The organism is Qipengyuania sp. (assembly GCF_048550555.1).
GTDB lineage: Bacteria > Pseudomonadota > Alphaproteobacteria > Sphingomonadales > Sphingomonadaceae > Qipengyuania.
Genome location: NZ_JBLYYF010000034.1, coordinates 54,066 through 69,569, shown reverse-complemented (window position 1 = coordinate 69,569; position 15,504 = coordinate 54,066). Strand labels below are relative to the sequence as shown.

The window sequence follows — 15,504 nt, the reverse complement described above, 5'->3', positions numbered from 1 at the left end:
TCCGTCGATAGCCGCTGGCGCGCGGGTCCCGCGCGGCGCAGCGTGGCGGCATCGGGGGAGAACCGCACATGATTACTGCCGCATTCGCGCTCGTCCTGGCGCAGGCCGCTACCGCTGCCGCGCCGCCTGCCGCCCCACCCAAATGCGAAGGCGAAAGCTTCGACGCCTTCGATTTCTGGGTCGGCGAATGGGAGGTGTTTCCCAGGGGTGGCGAGCAGAAGGTCGCCGAGAGCCGCATCGAGAAGGTCAGCGCGGGTTGCGCCATCCGCGAGACCTGGATGCCGCTGCAGGGCCGCGAGGGATCGAGCCTGAGCACTTACGATCCCGCCGACGCCGCGTGGCACCAGCTATGGGTCGGCGGCGTGCCGGGCCGCGTGTTCTTCGACGGCGGCCCGGTCGATGGCGCGATGGTGCTGACCGGCTATTGGGGCAGGGACACGCAAGGAAGACCCTCGCTCGTGCGAATGACCTATACGCTTGAAGCCGACGGCAGCGTGCGCCAGTACGGTCAGGCGAGTTCGGACCATGGCCGCAACTGGTCCGACAGCTTCGACCTGATCTATCGCCGCAAGGACTAGCCCCGCCATGACGACCATCGCCGATTTCTCCGTCGCCACCAACAAGGGCGAGCAGCTCGACCTGTCGGACAAGCTGGGCACCGTGCTGCTGGTGGTCAACACCGCGAGCAAATGCGGCTTCACCCCGCAATACGACGGGCTCGAAGAACTCTACCAGAGCTACAGGGACCGGGGTTTCGCAGTGCTGGCCTTCCCGTGCAACCAGTTCGGCGGGCAGGAGCCGGGCGATGCCGACGAGATCGCCGAGTTCTGCAAGGTCAATTTCGGCCTGACCTTCCCGCTGATGGCCAAGGTCGAGGTCAATGGCGACCACGCCAGCCCGCTGTTCGACTGGATGAAGGCGGAAAAGCCCGGGCTGATGGGCTCGAAGGCGATCAAGTGGAACTTCACCAAGTTCCTGATCGACCGCGAGGGCAATGTCGTGAAGCGCTATGGCCCGGCCGATGCGCCCAAGACGATCGCCAAGGACATCGAAAAGCTGCTTTGAGCCACCCACAGCCTGTGGAGAATTGAGAGCTCGCGCGACTGGTGAATCGCGCAGGCAATCCGCATATTGCCCCCATGTCCTTCAAGCCTTTCGTCCCCTTCCGCATCCTTTCGGCCTACACGATGCTCGAGGGTGCGATCGATCCCAAGGCGATGGCCAAGCTGGCGAAGGAACGCGGCTTTCCCGCGATCGCGATCGCCGACCGCAACGGGCTCTATGGCGCGGTGATGTTCGCCAATGCGTGCAAGGCCGAGGGCATCCAGCCGATCATCGGAACGCTGCTCGGCGTGGCGCGCGACAGCGAGGGCAAGCAGGTCGACTACCTGCCACTCTATGCGCAGGACGAGACGGGCTACGACAATCTCTGCCATCTCGTCAGCCGGGCGCATCTCGACCGCCCGCTCGAATTCGAACCGCATGTGGCGATGGCCGACTTCGCCGGTCGCACCGACGGGCTGATCGCCTTCACCGGCGCGAGCGAGGGCGGGGTGACACGGCTGCTCGCCGAGGGGCAGCAGGCGCATGCCGAGGCGCTGCTCGACCGGTTGCAGGCGCTGTTCCCGGAGCGGCTCTACGTGGAGCTCGCGCGGCGCGGGAACGAGGTCGAGGAGCGGGCCGAGGCGGCGCTGGTCGATCTCGCCTATGCGCGCGACCTGCCGCTGGTGGCGACCAACCCGGCCAATTTCGCCGAACCGCACATGCACAAGGCGCATGACGCCATGCTGTGCATCGCCCGATCGACGCATGTTGATGCCGAGGAGCGCGTGCGCTCCAATCCGGAAAGCTACGTCAAGACCTACCACATGATGGAGGAGGCCTTCGCCGACCTTCCGGAGGCGGTGCAGAACACGCTCGTCGTGGCACAGCGCTGTGCCTACGCGCCGCCCTATCGCAAGCCGATCCTGCCCAGCCTTGCGGGCGATCTCGAGGGCGAGGCGCGGATGCTGGCGGAGGATGCGCGCAAGGGGCTCGAAGCACGGCTCGAACCCTATGGAGAGATGAGCGCCGAGGAGCGCCAGGTCTATGACGACCGTCTCAAGTTCGAGGTCGACATCATCAACCAGATGGGCTTCCCCGGCTACTTCCTGATCGTTGCCGACTTCATCAAATGGGCCAAGGACCACGACATTCCCGTGGGGCCGGGGCGCGGTTCGGGCGCGGGCAGCCTCGTCGCCTGGGCGCTGACCATCACCGATCTCGACCCGATCAGGCTCGGCCTGCTGTTCGAACGCTTCCTCAACCCCGAACGTGTCTCGATGCCCGACTTCGACATCGACTTCTGCGAAACGCGGCGCGGGGAAGTGATCCGCTACGTCCAGCAGAAATACGGGCACGACCACGTCGCGCAGATCATCACCTTCGGCAAGCTGAAGGCGCGCGCGGTGCTGCGCGATACGGGCCGGATCCTGCAGATGAGCTACGGCCATGTCGATCGCCTGTGCAAGATGGTGCCCAATCACCCGACCGATCCGTGGACGCTCCCGCGCGCGCTCAACGGCGCGGCGGACTTCAAGCACGAATACGACAACGACAATGAGGTGAAGCGGCTCGTCGACTTGGCGATGCAATTGGAAGGCTTCCCGCGCAACAGCTCGACCCATGCCGCGGGCGTGGTGATCGGCGACCGGCCGTTGGCGCAGCTTGTCCCGCTCTATCGTGATCCGCGCTCGGACATGCCCGTGACGCAATACGACATGAAGAATGTCGAGAGCTCGGGTCTGGTCAAATTCGACTTCCTCGGCCTGAAGACCCTTTCGGTGCTCAAGAAGGCCGTCGATCTTCTCGCGCGGCGCGAGATTGCGATCGATTTGTCTCAACTGCCGCTCGACGATCCGAAGGTCTACGAGCTGATGAAGGCCGGCAACACGGTCGGCGTGTTCCAGCTCGAATCGGAAGGCATGCGGCGCACGCTGACCGCGGTGAAGCCGACAAATTTCGGCGATATCATCGCGCTCGTCTCGCTCTATCGCCCCGGTCCGATGGACAACATCCCGCTGTTCGGCAAGCGCAAGGCGGGCGAGGTGGCGATCGAATATCCGCACGCCAAGCTCGAGGGCATCCTCGCCGAGACCTATGGCATCTTCGTCTACCAGGAACAGGTCATGCAGGCGGCGCAGATCCTCGCCGGCTATTCGCTCGGCGATGCCGATCTGCTGCGCCGCGCGATGGGCAAGAAAGTCCAGGCCGAGATGGACGCGCAGCGCCAGCGCTTCGTCGACGGCTGCAAGGAGGTCAGCGGGATCGAGAAGGCCGAGGCCAACGCACTGTTCGACTTGATCGACAAGTTCGCGGGTTACGGTTTCAACAAGTCGCACGCCGCCGCCTATGCGCTGCTCGCCTACCAGACCGCTTGGCTCAAGGCGCATTACCCCGAGGAATTCTACGCCGCCTCGATGTGCTTCGACATGCACCAGTCGGAAAAGCTGGCGATCTTCGTCGACGATGCGCGTCGCAGCGGGATCAGGGTGCTGCCGCCCTCGCTCAACCATTCGGAAGCCGAATATGCGGTCGAGCAGACCGAGGAGGGCTATGCAGTGCGCTATGCGCTGGCCGGGATCCGCAATGTCGGCGAGCGGGCGATGGAAGCGATCGTCGCCGAGCGCGAAGCGGCGGGCCCCTTCCCTACTCTCAAGGACCTGTTCGAGCGCCTGCCCAAGGGTTCGATGAATTCGCGCCAGCTCGAGGCGCTGATCAGTGCCGGGGCGCTCGACGAGTTCGAGCCCCATCGCGCCAGGCTGATGGCCAATGCCGACATGCTGCTCGCCATTGCCGATGCCGCCGAGCGCGAGCGGTCGAGCGGGCAGGGCGGGCTGTTCGGAGGCGAGGACTCCGCGGTCGAGGACGGTTTCCGCCTCAAGGACGCCGATCCCTGGCCGCGCGCCGAGCAGATGGCGCGCGAAAAGGAGAACTTCGGCTTCTACTTTGCCGAGCACCCGGTCGAGGCATGGCGCCAGGTTGCCAGTGCGCAGGGCGCGCGGAGCTATGCCTCGTTGATGGCGGGCGGCGCGCCGCCGGGCGGGCGTGCGGGCGCGGTGATGGCGGCGATGGTCGAGAAAGTGAACAAGGGCACCACGCGGCGCGGCAAGCCCTTCGTCCGCGCCGATTTCTCCGACAGTTCGGGCCAGTTCAGCGCCGCCTGTTTCGAAGAGGGGCTGGTCGAAAAATTCCTCCAGTGGGCGCAGGACCAGACCTGCGTGAAGCTCGACGTCGAACTCGATAGCCCGAGCCCCGACGAACCGCCGCGGATCACCGTGCGCAATGCCGTCCCGCTGGCAGCAGTGAAGGGCAGCATGGCGATGCTGCTGACGCTCGAGGTCGAGAGCGTCGAGGCGCTGACCCAGCTCGCATTCGACCTGGGTGCGGGGGGCGAAGGCGGCGACGAGGTGGTCGCCACGCTGCTGACCGGGGACGCGACTCCGCCCGTGATGCGGCTGGGGCGCAGGTTTTCTATCGACGGAGAGCTTGCCGAACGCTTGGCAAGCGTGCCCGGCCTTGCCAAGGTGCAGCTGACCGCGCGGCGGGGGAAGGCGAATTTGCGCCTCGTCGCGTAAGGCATCGTCATTGCGAGCCCCGGGGCGAAGCAATCCGTCTCCTGCCGTCGTCGCCCCGAGCGGCCCCGGTACCGGATTGCTCCGCTGTTCCGGGCTGTTCGCAAGGTCTTTGAGGGAGAGAGAAAACCATGTCGCTTGGCGCGATGCAGGACTGGAGCATGCGGATCTCGCATGTGATCGACCACGCGGCCCGTGAGGCCCCCAACCGCGAGATCGTCACCCGCTGGGCCGACGGCAGCGAGACCCGCACCGACTGGGCGGGCGTCCATCGCGATGCGAGGAAGATGAGCCAGGCGCTGCTCGCGCTGGGCCTGAAGAAGGGCGACAAGGTCGCCAGTCTGGCCATGAACCACGCGCGCCACCTGGTCAGCTGGTTCGGCGTCGCCGGCATGGGCGGGGTGCTCCACACCTGCAACCCGCGCCTGTTCGAGGACCAGCTCGAATATATCGTCAACCACGCCGAAGACCGGGTCATGCTCTACGACGCGGCCTTCCAGCCGATCGTCGACCGGATGCGCGACAAATGGCCGACGGTGGAGCACTACATCTGCTTCGACTCGGGCGAGCATGCGCCCGCTTTCGAGGACTGGATCGGCGCGCAGGACGGCGATTTCGCATGGGTCGGCGGCGACGAGCGCGATCCTTGCATGATCTGCTACACCAGCGGGACCACGGGCAATCCCAAGGGCGTACAGTACGAGCATCGCTCGACCATCCTCCACGCGGTCTCCGGTCTCCAGCCGAGCACCTTCAACTTCAGCTCGTCCTCGGTGATGCTGCCGGTCGTGCCGATGTTCCACGCGGCGAGCTGGGGGCTGCCCTATTCCGGCGCCATGGCGGGGATCAAATTCGTCTTCTCGGCGGTCAACGATCCCGCCGTGCTGCACGAGCTGATGATCAAGGAAGGGGTCACCGACAGCGCCGGCGTGCCGACCGTCTGGCTCGCGCATTTCCAGTATTGCGACCGCGAGGGTATCGAGCTGCCGCCGCTGCGCGCCGCCACCATCGGCGGTTCGGCCGCGCCGCGCTTCATGATCGAGCGGTTGATGAAGAACGGCACGCGCGTCCAGCACGCCTGGGGCATGACCGAGACCAGCCCCATCGGCACCGTCGGCGGCCCGACCGCGGACTGGGACCAGCTCAGCTTCGAGGAGAAGGTCACCAAGACGATGAAACAGGGGCGCCCGATCTTCGGCGTCGAGCTGCGTACCGTCGATCTCGACGACCCGACCAAAGTCCTGCCGCGCGACGGCGAGACTTCGGGCGCGCTGCAGATCCGCGGGCCCTGGGTGGTCAAGCGCTACTTCAAGGCCGAGCACGACGCGGTGACCGAGGACGGCTGGTTCGACACGGGCGACGTCGGCATCATCCACCCCGACGGCACGCTGCAGCTGACCGACCGGACCAAGGACGTGATCAAGTCGGGCGGCGAATGGATCAGCTCGGTCGAGCTCGAGAATGCCGCTGTGGGCCATCCGGCGGTCGCCGAGGCTGCCTGTGTCGGCATGCCGCACCCCAAGTGGGACGAGCGCCCGGTGCTGTTCGTCGTGCGCAAGGAAGGCACCGACTGCAGCGGCGAGGAGATCACCGAATTCCTCACCGACAAGGTGGCCAAATGGTGGCTGCCCGATGCGGTCGAATTCGTCGACGACATCCCGCACACCGCCACCGGCAAGATCAGCAAGAAGGACCTGCGCGAGCGGTTCGCGGACTACACGCTTGGCTGACACCGTCGTCCGCACCGCGGGGGCCGAGGACGCGGCGGCGGTGCAGGCGATCTATGCCTTCCATGTCGAGCACGGCACCGCGACCTTCGACACCGTGCCGCCAGACGCCGGTTTCTGGCGTGACAAGATTGCGGCAGTGGCTGAGCGCGGCTGGCCCTTCCTGGTGATCGAGCAGGGCGGTGCGGTCGCGGGCTATGCTTATGCCACGCAGTTCCGCGACCGTGCGGCCTATGCGCGTACTTGCGAGAACAGCATCTATATCGTCGACGAGGCGCGTGGCGCGGGGCTGGGCACGCGGCTGCTCGCGGAACTGGTCAAGGCTGCGCGTGCCAGCGGGTTCGAGCAGATGATCGCGGTTATCGGGGGCGGCGAGCCGGCCTCGGTCGCGCTGCATGCCAAGCTCGGCTTCATCCATGCCGGGCGGATGCGCCGGGTGGGCTACAAGTTCGGCCGCAAACTCGATACCGTCTACATGCAACGCGATATGACCGAGGAGGGCGAGACCCCATGAGCGAAACCTATATCGACCCGAGCCGCGCCAATTTCGAGGCCTTCAAGGATCTGCCGCGCGACGAGCCGATCCACATGCTCAACCTGCTGCTCTACCGCGACGAGGCCGAGTATCCCGAGGGCCACGAGCATCACGGCAACGGCTGGAGCGGACGGCGCGCCTATGAGGAATATGGCAAGACGAGCGGCCCGATCTTCCGCCGCGTGGGCGGTTCGATCGTCTGGCGCGGCGCGTTCCAGTGCATGGTGACCGGCCCCGAGGCAATGCGCTGGGACGACGGTTTCGTCGCGCAATATCCCAACTCGGGCGCCTTCTTCGAGATGATCAAGGACCCCGACTACCAGAAGGCGGTGGTCAACCGCACCGCCGCGCTGGTCGATAGCAGGCTCGTGCGCTTCAAGCCGGGCGCTGCGGGGGAGGGATTCTAGCCTCCCGGGAACGGGAAGGGCGACCAGCGAAGCTGGTGGAGGGGCACCTTCAAAAGATCGAGAGATCAGCTGCCCGCGCGGTGCAAATCTAGACCAAACGAACGACCACCGCTTCGATGTTTTCCAGCACAGCCTTCGCCGGAATTTGCGTCGTGGCAATTCCTTGCGACCGCAGGAAAGCCGAGCGGTTCCGGTCCTTCGCGATCGTCTCGGCGCTGTCGTGCGCCCAGCCATCGACCTCGACCGCCAGACGCAGTTGCGCGCAGTAGAAATCCAGCACATAGACGCCCGCAGGGTGCTGACGGCGGAACTTGAACCCGCCCGGCCGCGCGCGAAGCTGCTACCACAGGAGCCGTTCGGGATCCGACATCTCGCTGCGCAATTGCCTTGCGCGTTTGACCGTTTCGCGTGGGCTTCTGATCATGGCACCTGCCCCTCGACCGCCTTCGGCGGTCCCCCTCCCCCTGTAGGGGAGGCTGTCATAGCAGGCGCATCTGCCCGCCCACCGCGGGCGGGCGGAACTGCGTGCAGTCGAGCTCGAATTTCTCCTTGCCGATCCCCGCGCGCTTGCAGGCGAGGCGGAAGCGTGCGCGGAAGAGGTCGGCCCAGACGCCCTCCGGTCTCATGCGGGTGAAGAAGTCGGGATCGTTGTCGCGGCCGCCCCGAATCGAGCGGACGATGCTCATCACCTTGTCGCCGCGCTCGGGGAAATGGACCGAGAGCCATTCGCGGAACAGCGGGGCGACCTCGTGCGGCAGGCGCAGCGGGATCCAGCCGACGCTGCCCACCCCGATCGCGGCGACGCGCTGGACGATCTCTTCCATGAACTCGTCGGTGATCGCCGGGATGATCGGCGAGACCGAGCAATGCACTGGAACACCCACCTCGACCAGTTTCTCAAGTGCGAGCAATCGCTTGGCCGGCGCAGCTGCGCGCGGTTCGAGCTTTCCCGAGAGCTTGGGGTCGAGGCTCGTGACCGAAATTGCCACCGCCACCAGCCGCCGTTCGGCCAGCGCCGCCAGCAGGTCGAGGTCGGCCAGCACGCGGTCGGATTTGGTGGTGATCGTCACCGGGTGGCGCGCGTCGAGGCAGACCTCGAGCACGCTGCGCGTGATGCGATAGCGCGCCTCGATCGGCTGGTAGGGGTCGGTATTGGTCCCCATCGAAATCGGCTTGGGGCGATATTTCGGCTTGGCCAGCGTCGCGCGCAGCACTTCCGCCGCATTGGGCTTGGCGAACAGCTTCGTTTCGAAGTCGAGGCCGGGCGAGAGGTCGTGATAGGCATGCGTCGGCCGCGCGAAGCAATAGACGCAGCCGTGCTCGCAGCCGCGATAGGCGTTGACGGAGCGATCGAAGGGCACGTCGGGCGACTGGTTGAAGCTGAGGATCGTCCTCGGGTGTTCCTCGGTCACCGTGGTGCGCAGCTTTACCGGGGGCTCACCTTCGAGATTGGCCAATTGCTCCATATAGTCGCGCCAGTCGCCATCGGTCTCGCGCGTCGCGAGTCCGAAGCGCGTAGGTACCTCGGCGCCTTGCGCGCCTCGACCGGCAATGGCGGGGGCGAGTCGGCGTTCCATGCACGAGAACATACACGGAACATGCGCTGTATTCCACCGGTCATTGCGAGGAGCGAAGCGACGCGGCAATCCATTTACGGAGGTTGCTCCAAGGCGTGACGGGGGGAGATGGATTGCGTCGCCTTCGGCTCGCAATGACGGGAATCGACCCTACCGCTCGCGCAGACGCGGCATCAGCTCGACGAAATTGCATGGTCGATGACGACTGTCGAGCTGGTGGACGAGGATCTGGTCCCAGCCATCCTTCACCGCGCCGTTCGAGCCGGGCAGGGCGAAGATGTAGGTCCCGCGCGCCAGCACCGCGCAGGCGCGGCTCTGGATCGTGCTGGTGCCGATGCTCGCCATGCTGATGTAGCGAAAATACTCGCCAAAGCCGGGGATGTCCTTGTCCTTGATCCGGTCCAGTGCCTCGGGGGTCACGTCACGCCCGGTGAGGCCGGTGCCGCCGGTGGTGATCACACAATCCACGTTCTCGTCATCGATCCAGCGGTGCAGATGCGCGGCGATCTCGTTGCGGTCGTCGCGGCTGATCTCGCGCGCCGCAAGCTCGTGCCCCGCCGCGGCCATCCGCATGGCCAGGATGTCGCCCGAACTGTCATCGGCGAGCGTCCGCGTGTCCGAGACGGTCAGCAGCGCGATGCGGACCGGCTTGAAGGGGAGGTTTTCGTCGAGGGCCATCAGATCGGCATGTTAGCGCACGCGGGGGAACATCGGCCAGTCGTTTTCGGCCAGCTCGACCCGGCTCGGGGCGGGGGCATCGGCCTGGCGCAGGTACATCCAGTAATTGCGCATCACGATGGCGACATAGCCGCGCGTTTCCCAGTAGGGGATCGACTCCATGTAGAGCAGCGGATCGTCCTGGTCGCGGACCTCGCTTTCCCAGCGGGAGACGGGGCTCGGCCCGGCATTGTAGGCGGCCATGACCTTGGGCAGCTTGCCCTGGGTGAAGGAGGAGCCGCCGAGCGATTCGAGCGTGCGCTGGCCGAAGGCGAGGTTCACCGCCGGGTCCCTGAGGTCGGCATTGGCGCTCATGTTGATTGAAGCGGCATATTCGCGCTGGGTGATCGGCATGATCTGCATCAGCCCGATCGCGCCTGCGGGGCTCACCACGCGTTCACGGAAGTTCGACTCCTGCAGCGCATGCGCGAAGGCCAGCGCCGGGTCGACGTGCCAGCCGCCCACCGGCGCGCGGAAGGTGACGGGGTAGCGCAGACTGGGATGCGCGGCCTCCCCGCGCGGCGCATTGTAGGCCATATAGGTCTGCGCCCCGGTCAGGCCGAGCGCGCGGGCGAGCCGCGCGAGCGCGGGGTAGTCGTCGCCATCGCCGGTCCGGACGAGCCAGGTGAGGTCGCCTTCGGCCTCCTCGCGCCGTCCCACCTCGGCGAGCATGACCGCCTGCCGCACCGCTTCGTTGTCGCGCAGCCGCCGCCAGTCGGCCTCGGTCAGGTCGGGCTGGGTATGCGTCGCGGGCAGGGTGCGTCCCATCTGCTCGTGTGCGAGCATGCCGTAGAGCGTCTCGGGAAAGCGCGCCGCGCCGCGCAATTGTTCGTCCGCCTGTTCGGGCTCGCGGCAGCGGATCAGCGCGCGGCTCGCCCAGTAATGCGCTGCGGAGGTGAGTTCGGGATTAGTCGAGCTCGCGGCCGAGCGGCGGAAGGCCTCGCCAGCCTTGTCGCAATCGCCCAGCCGCCAAGCGGCGAGGCCGGCCGCCCAGTCGCCCTCGGCCACCCAGGCGCCGCCGCCGCCATCGCGCACCGTTTCGGCGAGCGCCCAGGCCTGCGCGTCCTGGTTCTCGATGTAATAGCTCCAGGCGACGCGATAGCGCCATTCGGCGCGCGCCTCGCGGCTGAGCGTCGCGTCGACGCCGTCGAGCAGCAGCCGGGCACCGTCGGGATCGTCATTGGTGATCCGTTCGAGGATCGCCGACTTGACGCTTTCGGGCATGGTCCCGTCCTCGATCGCGCGCGGACGGATGCGCTTGGTCATCCCGGGCTGGCGGACCAGTTCGCGTTCGCGCGGCAGGTTCGGCGAATCCTCGAGCCCGCGCGTCTGCCCCAGGCGGACGATCGCCTCGGCCTCGGGCAGGCGGGCGTAGCGTTCGAGCCAGGCCTCGATACGCGGCAGCTCGATTCGCGGGCTTTCGGGATGGAGGTAGTAGGCGGCCAGCGCCGCGCCGTGCAGCGGGCCGTTCGTGCGGCTCGTCAGCAGTACCTCGACACGGTCCCAGTTCTTCGCGTCGATCGCCTCGAACAGCGAGCCGTAATAGGCCCGGTCCTCGGTCGACAGCAGTTGCGGGAGCGCCACCGAGTGCGAGCGCGTGAAATAGTCGACGCTGCTGTTTTGCGCGAGCGCGGGCGTCGCGGCCAGCGTGGTCGCGGCAAGGGCAAGGGCGGTCAGGGGGCGTGGGCTCATCGGGTCCAGTCCAGCCAGCGGTTCCAGAAATTCTCCCGCCGCACGGCGGAGCGCGCGAGATTGCGCAGGTCGGGTGCGGCGAGCAGCGCGAAGGAGGAGTCGCCATATTCGAGCGCCAGCGGTTCGCGGGCGCGTTCGGCAGGCACGTCGAACAGCGCCATTTGCGCGCGGCCGAACAGCAGCACGCGCTGCGGCTGCGCGAGCGCGATATGGTGGCGCGCCACGGTGCCGATCCCGCTAGCGGCGAGCTGGGCCCAATCCGGCATCGCCATCGGGGCGGGCAGCGCGCTCGCGACATAGGTCTCGTGCTCGGCCACCCCCATCGCGCGCAGCATGGCGGCGACGAAGGGAGCCGCGCCGCCGGTCAGCAGGCCGTCGGTGTCGTCCTCGAAGGGCTGCGGCAGCAACAGCATGAGCCGGGCCCCCGCGACCCCGCGCGGCGGCACGCGGCGATCGAGCGCACCTTCGCCGAGCGCAGGCTCGGTCATCCAGTATTCGCGAAAGTTTTCGAGGCTGTCGGGCAGGCCCCCGGCGGCGATCGCCGGTGCCGCCGTCTCGGGCTGTTCGAGCGCGCGTTCGAACGCGGTCTTGCGCGCAACCGGCGGCGGTGCGGGCGGCGGTGGAGCCGCTACGGCATTCTCGGGCTCGGGCTGAACCAGCCAGCCGCTCGCCTCGTCGAGGAAATCGGCATCGACGCCGGCCTCGCGCCACCAGTCGAGCGCGCCTTCGAGGCTTTCGAGCGCCGTGAACTCGCGCGTTTTCGGGGGATCGGCGTGCATCATTACTTGGGCGCAGGTCTTGACCTCTAAAGCGCCACCAATCAAGGCATCCGCAACAGATACGCGACGAAAAGAGAGAGACATGAGCGAACGCGAATCGATGCCCTGCGACGTCGTCATCATCGGCGGGGGTGTGGCCGGCCTCGCTGCGGCGATCCGGTTGAAGCAGATCAACGAGGACCTCGAGGTGGTGGTGCTCGAAAAGGGCAGCGAAATCGGCGCGCATATCCTCTCGGGGGCGGTGGTCGATCCCAAGGCGCTCAACGAGCTGTTCCCCGACTGGCGCGACATGGACTGCCCGATGGCGGAAACCCCGGTGACCGAGAACCACCACTGGGTGTTGTCCGAAGACGGCAAGTCGGACATGCCCGAATTCCTGCTGCCGCCCTTCATGGGCAATCACGGCAATTATACCGGCTCGCTGGGCAATCTCGCACGCTGGCTCGGCGAGCAGGCCGAGGGGTTGGGCGTGATGGTCTTCCCCGGCTTCCCCGCCGCCGAAGTGCTGTTCGACGAGGCGGGCGCGGTGACCGGCGTGGTGACGCAGGACATGGGCATCGCCGAGGACGGCAACCAGAAGCCGGATTACCAGCCGGGCATGGAGATCCACGCGAAATACACGCTCTTCGCCGAGGGCGCCCGCGGCAACCTCACCAAGCAGATGAAGGCGAAATACGACCTCGAGGCCGATTGCCAGCCGCAGGTCTACGGGCTCGGCATCAAGGAATTGTGGGACATCGATGCCGACAAGCACGAGCCCGGCCGCGTGATCCACACGCAGGGCTGGCCGCTCAGCGAGACCGGCACCTGGGGCGGCGGCTTCCTCTACCACCAGGCCAACGGCCAGGTGGCACTGGGCTTCGTTACCGCGCTCGACTACGCCAATCCCTACGTCTCGCCCTACCAGGAATTCCAGCGCTGGAAGCACCACCCGGCGATCGCCGCGATCCTCGAGGGCGGCAAGCGTGTGGCCTATGGCGCGCGTGTGATCAACGAGGGCGGCTGGCAGAGCGTGCCCAGGCTCGCCTTCCCCGGCGGGGCGCTGATCGGCTGCGCCGCGGGCTTCGTCAACGTGCCGCGGATCAAGGGCAGCCACACCGCGATGAAGAGCGGCATGCTCGCTGCCGAAAGCCTGGCCGCGGCGATTGCCGCGGGCCACGAGCACACCGAGCTGATGGATTACGACGCGGCGGTGCGCGACAGCTGGATCGCCAAGGAACTGAAGCTCGTCCAGAACGCGCAGCCCGCCGTCGCCAAATGGGGCGAGGACCTGGGTACCGTCATCGCGGGCATCGACATGTGGATGCGCACGCTCAAGATCGGCCTGCCGATTTCGATGAAGCACCATCGCGATTACGAGATGCTGCAGCGTGCCGACCTGTACCGGCCGATCGCCTATCCCAAGCCCGACGGCAAATTGAGCTTCGACAAGCTGACCAATGTCAGCTTCAGCTATACCAACCATGCCGAGGACCAGCCGGTCCACCTCAAGGTCAAGGACATGGAGCTGCAGAAGGTCAGCGAGCTGGGCGAATATGCCGGCCCGTCGAACCGCTATTGCCCCGCCGGGGTCTACGAATGGCTGGTCGACGAGGACAGCGGCGAGCCGAAGTTCCAGATCAATTCGCAGAACTGCGTCCACTGCAAGACCTGCGACATCAAGGACCCGAACCAGAACATCGAGTGGACCACGCCCGAAGGCGGCGGCGGGCCGAATTATCCGAATATGTGATCGCCGGCGTCGCTTGCCCTGTCATTGCGAGGAGCGAAGCGACGCGGCAATCCACGGAACCGCCCTGGATTGCTTCGCTTCGCTCGCAATGACGGGGGAGCCGATGGGTGGCCACTGAAACAGCCTACGCCAAGATCAACCTCGCGCTGCATGTCCGCAGGCGGCGCGAGGATGGCTATCACGAGCTCGAGACGCTGTTCGCCTTCGTCGATGCGGGCGATGTGCTGACGGCTAGCACTGCCGCGCAGGACAGCGTGCAGGTTCTTGGTGAATTTGCGGGCGGGCTCAACGATCCCTTCGACAATCTCGTCGCGAAAGCACTCGGCAAGCTGCCGCGTGCCGATGGCTTGGCGATTACGCTCGAGAAGAACCTGCCCGTCGCGGCGGGGCTGGGCGGGGGTTCCGCCGATGCGGGTGCGGTCTTCCGCATCGTCAAGGAACGCTTCGGCCTCCCCGAGGACTGGCACGCGCGCGCCACCGCGCTCGGCGCCGATGTCCCCGCCTGCGTCGAGAGCCGGACCTGCATCGGGCGCGGCACCGGGACCGAACTCGAAGAGGCCGACGACAGCCTTGCCGGAACGAGTGTGCTGCTGGTCAATCCGCGCGTCCCGCTCTCCACCGGTCCGGTATTCAAACACTGGGACGGCGAGGATCGCGGCGCGCTGCCGCAGGGCGATGCGCGCACCATCGCGCTCGAGGGGCGCAACGACCTCGAAGGTCCGGCGATCTCGCTGTGCCCCCAGATCGGGGGCGTGCTCGACGTGTTGCACGGAACTTCACCGTTTCTCGCCCGTATGTCCGGCTCGGGGGCGACGTGTTTCGCGCTCTACGACAGCACGTCCGCTCGTGACGTCGCTGCCCAGCAGATTGGCGAACGCCACCCCGGATGGTGGCAGATGAAAGGCTTCTTGCGATGATGATCGACAACCTCCCCTACCGCCAGGTCGGCACCGAAGACCTGCGTCCGGGGGGGCTGCTCTGCATCGCCGATCACGCCTCGAACTATGTGCCCGACGAGATCGAGCTGGGCATCGATCCCCGGCTGCTCAACGACCATATCGCGGTCGACATCGGTGTGGAAGGCATCGCCGACCGGCTCGCCCGCCGCCACGCCATCCCCGCGCATATCGCTTGCGTCAGCCGCCTCGTTTGCGACCTCCACCGCAAGGAGGACGAGGACGCCGTCGTGCCGACCGAAAGCGACGGCAAGCTTATCGCGGGCAATATCGGCGCCGATGTCGAGGCGCGGCTCGAGCGTTTCCACCGACCCTATCACAACGCGCTGGCCGACCTGATCGAGCGGGCGCAGCCCAAGATGCTGGTCGCGTTGCACAGTTTCACTCCGAGCCTCGACACCAGCGATGAGGACCGGCCGTGGGAAGTCGCGCTGCTCTACAACCACGACGACCGCGCGGCGCGCCACGCGATCCGCCTGTTCGGCGAGCAGGGGCTCACCGTGGGCGACAACCAGCCCTATTCGGGCAAGCAGCTCAATGCGACGATGGATCGCCACGCGGAGGCCAACGGCATCCCCTATTGCACCGTCGAGATCCGCCAGGACCAGATCGAGACCGAGGCCGGCCAGGCGCGATGGGCAATGATGCTGGCGGATGTGATGGGGCGCGTCGCGCTCGAGGTCTAAAGCCGAGCTTGGCCCGGCCGCGAGCAAACTTCCGTTAGCGTGAGCATCGGTCTCTGCTAGGCTTCGCCGGAAGCCAAGAGAGA

14 protein-coding genes are annotated in these 15,504 nt (G+C 66.6%); 9 read left to right on the top strand and 5 right to left on the bottom strand.

What is annotated here, in order from left to right:
- The first annotated feature begins 68 nt into the window (after window positions 1-68).
- From ACN4E0_RS08435 to ACN4E0_RS08410, 6 genes are all read left to right on the top strand, one after another.
- On the top strand, window positions 69-578 hold the full coding sequence (locus tag ACN4E0_RS08435) for a hypothetical protein (protein ID WP_419567104.1): 510 nt from the start codon (window positions 69-71) through the stop codon (window positions 576-578).
- A 7-nt stretch (window positions 579-585) separates the two neighbouring features.
- Window positions 586-1,065 carry a glutathione peroxidase gene (locus ACN4E0_RS08430; protein WP_419567102.1) on the top strand — a complete coding sequence of 160 codons (480 nt, stop codon included), beginning with the start codon at window positions 586-588 and terminating at the stop codon, window positions 1,063-1,065.
- 74 nt (window positions 1,066-1,139) lie between these two features.
- A complete protein-coding gene (dnaE, locus tag ACN4E0_RS08425) occupies window positions 1,140-4,616 on the top strand; it encodes a DNA polymerase III subunit alpha (RefSeq protein WP_419567101.1) in 3,477 nt (1,158 codons plus the stop codon).
- A gap of 128 nt (window positions 4,617-4,744) precedes the next feature.
- Complete coding sequence (locus ACN4E0_RS08420) at window positions 4,745-6,343, top strand: long-chain fatty acid--CoA ligase (protein WP_419567100.1); 1,599 nt, start codon at window positions 4,745-4,747, stop codon at window positions 6,341-6,343.
- Window positions 6,336-6,854, top strand: coding sequence for an N-acetyltransferase family protein (locus ACN4E0_RS08415; RefSeq protein ID WP_419567098.1), 519 nt, complete (start codon window positions 6,336-6,338; stop codon window positions 6,852-6,854). The genes ACN4E0_RS08420 and ACN4E0_RS08415 overlap by 8 nt, the downstream gene beginning before the upstream one ends.
- Window positions 6,851-7,282 carry a DUF1330 domain-containing protein gene (locus tag ACN4E0_RS08410; protein ID WP_419567096.1) on the top strand — a complete coding sequence of 144 codons (432 nt, stop codon included), beginning with the start codon at window positions 6,851-6,853 and terminating at the stop codon, window positions 7,280-7,282. Before ACN4E0_RS08415 ends, ACN4E0_RS08410 begins: the two co-directional genes overlap by 4 nt.
- An 88-nt stretch (window positions 7,283-7,370) precedes the next feature.
- On the opposite strand, the gene ACN4E0_RS08405 is transcribed toward ACN4E0_RS08410, so the two are convergent.
- From ACN4E0_RS08405 to ACN4E0_RS08385, 5 genes are all read right to left on the bottom strand, one after another.
- Window positions 7,371-7,562 carry a DUF559 domain-containing protein gene (locus ACN4E0_RS08405; protein WP_419567095.1) on the bottom strand — a complete coding sequence of 64 codons (192 nt, stop codon included), beginning with the start codon at window positions 7,560-7,562 and terminating at the stop codon, window positions 7,371-7,373.
- Between the two features lie 199 nt (window positions 7,563-7,761).
- Window positions 7,762-8,859: a PA0069 family radical SAM protein gene (locus tag ACN4E0_RS08400; RefSeq protein WP_419567093.1), complete on the bottom strand. Its 1,098-nt coding sequence runs from the start codon at window positions 8,857-8,859 to the stop codon at window positions 7,762-7,764.
- Window positions 8,860-9,009: 150 nt separating this feature from the next.
- A complete protein-coding gene (gene moaB / locus ACN4E0_RS08395; RefSeq protein ID WP_419567092.1) occupies window positions 9,010-9,537 on the bottom strand; it encodes a molybdenum cofactor biosynthesis protein B in 528 nt (175 codons plus the stop codon).
- Window positions 9,538-9,549: 12 nt separating this feature from the next.
- Window positions 9,550-11,268: a transglycosylase SLT domain-containing protein gene (locus ACN4E0_RS08390; RefSeq protein ID WP_419567091.1), complete on the bottom strand. Its 1,719-nt coding sequence runs from the start codon at window positions 11,266-11,268 to the stop codon at window positions 9,550-9,552.
- On the bottom strand, window positions 11,265-12,050 hold the full coding sequence (locus tag ACN4E0_RS08385; protein ID WP_419567089.1) for a hypothetical protein: 786 nt from the start codon (window positions 12,048-12,050) through the stop codon (window positions 11,265-11,267). The genes ACN4E0_RS08390 and ACN4E0_RS08385 overlap by 4 nt, the downstream gene beginning before the upstream one ends.
- A gap of 79 nt (window positions 12,051-12,129) precedes the next feature.
- Here ACN4E0_RS08385 and ACN4E0_RS08380 point away from each other — a divergent pair, with 79 nt between their 5' ends.
- The 3 genes from ACN4E0_RS08380 (at window position 12,130) to ACN4E0_RS08370 (ending at window position 15,421) form a co-directional block, all read left to right on the top strand.
- Window positions 12,130-13,779: an electron transfer flavoprotein-ubiquinone oxidoreductase gene (locus ACN4E0_RS08380; RefSeq protein WP_419567087.1), complete on the top strand. Its 1,650-nt coding sequence runs from the start codon at window positions 12,130-12,132 to the stop codon at window positions 13,777-13,779.
- A gap of 107 nt (window positions 13,780-13,886) precedes the next feature.
- Window positions 13,887-14,696 (top strand): 4-(cytidine 5'-diphospho)-2-C-methyl-D-erythritol kinase, encoded by an 810-nt coding sequence (locus ACN4E0_RS08375; protein WP_419567085.1) that lies wholly within the window; start codon window positions 13,887-13,889, stop codon window positions 14,694-14,696.
- Window positions 14,696-15,421 (top strand): N-formylglutamate amidohydrolase, encoded by a 726-nt coding sequence (locus ACN4E0_RS08370; protein ID WP_419567189.1) that lies wholly within the window; start codon window positions 14,696-14,698, stop codon window positions 15,419-15,421. Before ACN4E0_RS08375 ends, ACN4E0_RS08370 begins: the two co-directional genes overlap by 1 nt.
- Window positions 15,422-15,504 lie beyond the last annotated feature (83 nt).